Source organism: uncultured Mycobacterium sp. (genome assembly GCF_964249325.1).
Classification (GTDB): Bacteria; Actinomycetota; Actinomycetes; order Mycobacteriales; family Mycobacteriaceae; genus Mycobacterium.
Map to the genome: position 1 here is coordinate 1 of NZ_CAXUCH010000326.1, position 3,929 is coordinate 3,929.

5 protein-coding genes and 1 pseudogene are annotated in these 3,929 nt (G+C 67.4%); 3 read left to right on the top strand and 3 right to left on the bottom strand.

From position 1 onward, the window contains the following. Both ACFE99_RS23705 and ACFE99_RS23710 read left to right on the top strand, forming a co-directional pair. Window positions 1–246, top strand: a pseudogene (locus tag ACFE99_RS23705) (uracil-DNA glycosylase); the annotation flags it as partial. 20 nt (window positions 247–266) lie between these two features. Beyond that, entirely contained in the window at window positions 267–1,304 is a 1,038-nt protein-coding gene (locus ACFE99_RS23710) for an LLM class flavin-dependent oxidoreductase (RefSeq protein ID WP_375489137.1), read from the top strand. Here ACFE99_RS23710 and ACFE99_RS23715 read toward each other — a convergent pair. Genes ACFE99_RS23715 through ACFE99_RS23725 form a run of 3 tightly spaced genes read right to left on the bottom strand, consistent with a single transcriptional unit; the run spans window position 1,301 to window position 3,379 of the window. After that, window positions 1,301–1,756, bottom strand: coding sequence for a nitroreductase family deazaflavin-dependent oxidoreductase (locus ACFE99_RS23715; protein WP_375489129.1), 456 nt, complete (start codon window positions 1,754–1,756; stop codon window positions 1,301–1,303). The two genes, ACFE99_RS23710 and ACFE99_RS23715, sit on opposite strands and share 4 nt — an antisense overlap. A gap of 9 nt (window positions 1,757–1,765) precedes the next feature. Continuing rightward, window positions 1,766–2,194: an HIT family protein gene (locus ACFE99_RS23720; protein ID WP_375489131.1), complete on the bottom strand. Its 429-nt coding sequence runs from the start codon at window positions 2,192–2,194 to the stop codon at window positions 1,766–1,768. Window positions 2,195–2,218: 24 nt separating this feature from the next. Beyond that, window positions 2,219–3,379 carry a MalY/PatB family protein gene (locus tag ACFE99_RS23725; protein ID WP_375489133.1) on the bottom strand — a complete coding sequence of 387 codons (1,161 nt, stop codon included), beginning with the start codon at window positions 3,377–3,379 and terminating at the stop codon, window positions 2,219–2,221. Between the two features lie 38 nt (window positions 3,380–3,417). On the opposite strand from ACFE99_RS23725, the gene ACFE99_RS23730 reads away from it, so the two are divergent. Continuing rightward, window positions 3,418–3,929: amidase family protein (locus ACFE99_RS23730; RefSeq protein ID WP_375489135.1), on the top strand; the 512-nt coding region annotated here is incomplete at its 3' end.

The following is a 3,929-nucleotide window of genomic DNA, read 5'->3' on the forward strand; positions in this document are numbered from 1 at the left end:
GCGCTGGGCGGCTTTGGATGGCGGGCGGCGCTGCGGATGGTGCGCACCGCCGGCGGGGAGGTCGGCCGGCCGTCGCCGCAATTCGGCCACGGCGCTGTGGCCAGACTGCGCGCAGGTGAGCGCGAGGTGGTGCTGTTGGGCTGTTACCACCCCAGCCAGCAGAACACGTTCACCGGCAAGCTGACGCCGGCGATGCTCGACGACGTCTTCGGCCAGGCGGCGACGATCGCAGGACTATCCGAATGACGGGCGGCGTTGACAACGGCGTGCGACTGTCCGTTCTTGATCTTGTCCCGGTGCGCACCGACCAGTCGACGTCGGATGCGCTGGCCGCTACGGTGCGGTTGGCCCAGACCGCGGACCGGCTGGGCTACACCCGCTACTGGGTTGCCGAACACCACAACATGCCGTCCATCGCCGCGACCAGCCCGCCGGTGTTGATCGCCTATCTGGCCGCGCAGACCAGGCAGCTGCGGCTGGGCTCCGGCGGGGTGATGCTGCCCAACCACGCGCCGCTCGCGGTGGCCGAACAGTTCGCGCTGCTGGAAGCCGCCGCGCCAGGCCGTATCGACTTGGGCGTCGGCCGGGCCCCGGGCTCCGATCCGGTGACGTCGCTGGCGCTGCGCGGCCCGGCCGGCCGCGACGATCGCGACATCGAGAACTTCCCCGATTACCTCGACGACGTGGTCGCGCTGATGAGTCGACGCGGCGTGCGGGTGCCGATCCGCAACCACGACTACATCCTCAAGGCCACCCCGGCCGCCGTGACCGAACCGCGGCTCTGGCTGCTGGGGTCGTCGATGTATTCGGCGCATCTGGCCGCGGCTAAGGGTCTGCCCTATGTGTTCGCTCACCACTTTTCCGGCAAGGGAACCGAAGAAGCGCTCGCGGTCTACCGCTCGAAATTCAAGCCCAGCGCATTAGCCGCCGAGCCGACGACGTTTCTGACGGTGAACGCCGCGGTGGCCGAAAAGCAGGACGAGGCAACGGCTTTGATGCTGCCCAACCTGCACATGCTGGCCCGCATGCGCACGGGGCAGCCGCTTGGACCGCTGCAGCTGGTCGAAGACGCCCAAACCGACGAGCTCACACCCGAACAGCAGCGCATCGTCGCCAGCGGGCTCAAACGTGCCGTGGTGGGCACACCCGCGGAGGCCGCCGACCAGCTGCGGGCGCTCGCCGACCGGTTCGGCGTCGACGAGGTGATGGTCAACCCGGTCGCCTCGGCTCACCGCGGCACCGACCCGGCGACCGCCCCGGGCCGGGAAAAGACCCTGGAATTGCTTGCGAAAGAGTTGTTCTAGGCAGCCTGGTCGCGCGGCGTCAACACAAACACGGGGATCGGACGCGATGTCTTGCGCTGATAGGCGCTGTAGCGGTTGGCGTTGTTCTTGTTGACGATCTGCCACAGCCGCAGATAGTCGGGGTCATCGGGATTCACTTGCTTCGCCCGAACAGCGAATCGCTTTGGGCCCACATTGATTTCACACTCGGGATGTTTGCGCAGGTTGTGGTACCAGGCCGGGTAACGTCGGGCGCCGGCGTTGGAGGCGACGATCAGGTACGAGTCGCCGTCACGCGCATAGGTCAACGAGGTGGTGCGTGGCTGCCCGGTCTTCGCGCCGGTCGTGTGCAGCAGGAGCATCGGCGCGGCACCCGGTATCCGATGGCCGATCCAGCCGTTGCTCTTCTGGTAGATGGCGTTGTGGATCCGCAGCAGTTGCGCCCCGGCCTGCTCGATCGGCGAAAGAGTCATGGCCCAGTCTTACTGGCCGGCGTCGATCCGCGCCAGCGCCTCGCGCAGGATCTCTGCGGTGGCTTCCCGGTCGGGGTCGCGGCGCAGCAGCATCCCTTTGGCGAATGACAGCTTGTCGCCGTCGCGCCGCGGCACCACGTGCAAATGAATATGAGCCACCGTCTGGAAGGCGGCCGGACCGTCGTTGACCGCGAGATGGGTGGCGTCGGCCAGCTCGGTCGCCCGCGCGGCCCGCGCGATCCGCTGGCCGATGGTGACCAGTCCGGCCAGGGTTTCCGGCGGCGTATCGGTCAGGTCGGTGGTGTGTCGCTTGGGCACGACCAGGGTATGGCCGCGGGTGAACGGACGGATGTCAAGGATGGCGAGGTAGTCGTCGGCTTCGTAGATCTTGATCCCCGGAGCCTCCCCGGCGACGACCGCACAGAACACGCAGGACATGCGGCTACCGTACTGGGTTGGCCATCAGTCCGGCATCGCGGCGGCCATCGCCTCGATCGCGCGCTCGAGGATCGCATGGGTGGTGCCGAAATTCAGCCGCGCGAACCCGGCGCTCACCGTGGCGCCGAACGGGATGCCCGGGCTCAGCGCAACCTTGGCCTTGGACAGTAGGTAATCCGCCGGTTCGGCCGGCAGGTTCAGCGCCCGGAAATCGACCCACGACATGTAGGTGGCCTCCGGCGCGTTGATCTTCAAACCAGGGATGCTCTCGGGCAGACGCTGCGCGAGGTGGTCGCGGTTGGCCTTCAGGTAGGGGAGTAGCTCGTCCAGCCACGCGGCACCGTGCCGGTAGGCGGCGATGTTGGCGCGGATACCGACGGTGGACGCGCCCATCTTGTGCAGCATGTTGATCCGGTCCCACTCGTCGACGTCGCGGCGGTTGGACAGGATCACTTGGGCGCACATCAGGCCGGGCAGGTTCCAGCCTTTGGACGCCGACATCAGCGTGATGACGGTGTCTGCGGCCGTGTCGGAAACGGAGGCGGCCGCGACGTGGGGCCGGTCATAGATCAGGGGCGCGTGGATTTCGTCGGCGATGACCCGTCCGCCGTGTCGTTCTGCGACGTCGATGATCGCGCGCATCTCCTCTGCGGTGAACGCCGTGCCCAGGGGATTGTTCGGGTTGCACAGAATCAGCGATCCGGCTCCGCCGGCGAAGGCGGTATCGAGCGCTTCCAAGTCCATGACGTAGCGGCCCGAACCGTCTTGCAGCATCGGGATTTCCACGCGTTGCCGGCCGGTGACTCGAAGCACGTCGAAGAACGGCATGTAGGCGGGCACAGGCAATACGACTGGGCTCTCGGGTCGGGTGAGGAAGTTGATCACGACCTCCATCCCCTTGAGCACGTCGGGAACGACGCGGACCCAGTCGGGCTGGACGCGCCAGCCGTAGCGGCGCTGGCACCAGTCGGCGGTCGCCGTCGCTAGATCATCTTCGACCGGTGGATAGCCGAATTCCTGGTTGTCGACGCACGCGCGCGCGGCGTCCAGCACCGCCGGCGCAGTCGGGAAATCCATCTCGGCGATCCACAGCGGCAACACGTCGGGCTCGAAGTAGGTCCATTTGATGGTCTTTCGTCGGCGCAGCTGCTCTTCGTTCAATGCATCGAAAACCGTGTCGGTCATGCCAGTAGTCTGCCTGGGCAGCGCGATACGCTGCCGCGGTGGACCCTCGCGATCTGGCGTTCGCCGGCGCGGCCGAACAGGCGCGGATGTTGGCTGCCGGCACCATCACCGCTGCTGAGGTGCTCGAGATCTACCTGGACCGCATCGCTCGGCTGGACCCGCAGCTGCGGTGTTATCGCGACGTGTTGGCCGATACCGCGGGTCAGGAGGCCGCCGACGCGCAGCGCCGTTTGGAGGCCGGTGAAAAACTGCCGCTGCTCGGGGTGCCGATCGCGATCAAAGACGACGTCGAGATTGCCGGGCAGACAACGACGTACGGCACCAGCGCGTATGGCCCGGCCGCAGCCCAAGACGCCGAAGTGGTTCGCGCGCTGCGCGCCGCGGGCGCGGTGATCCTCGGCAAGACCGCGGTGCCGGAGTTGATGATGCTGCCCTTCACCGAGTCGGTGAGCTTCGGCGCGACCCGCAATCCGTGGGACCTCGCGCGCACGCCCGGCGGCAGCAGCGGCGGCAGCGGACGCGACAGCAGCAGCAACGCGCCCGGTCAGCG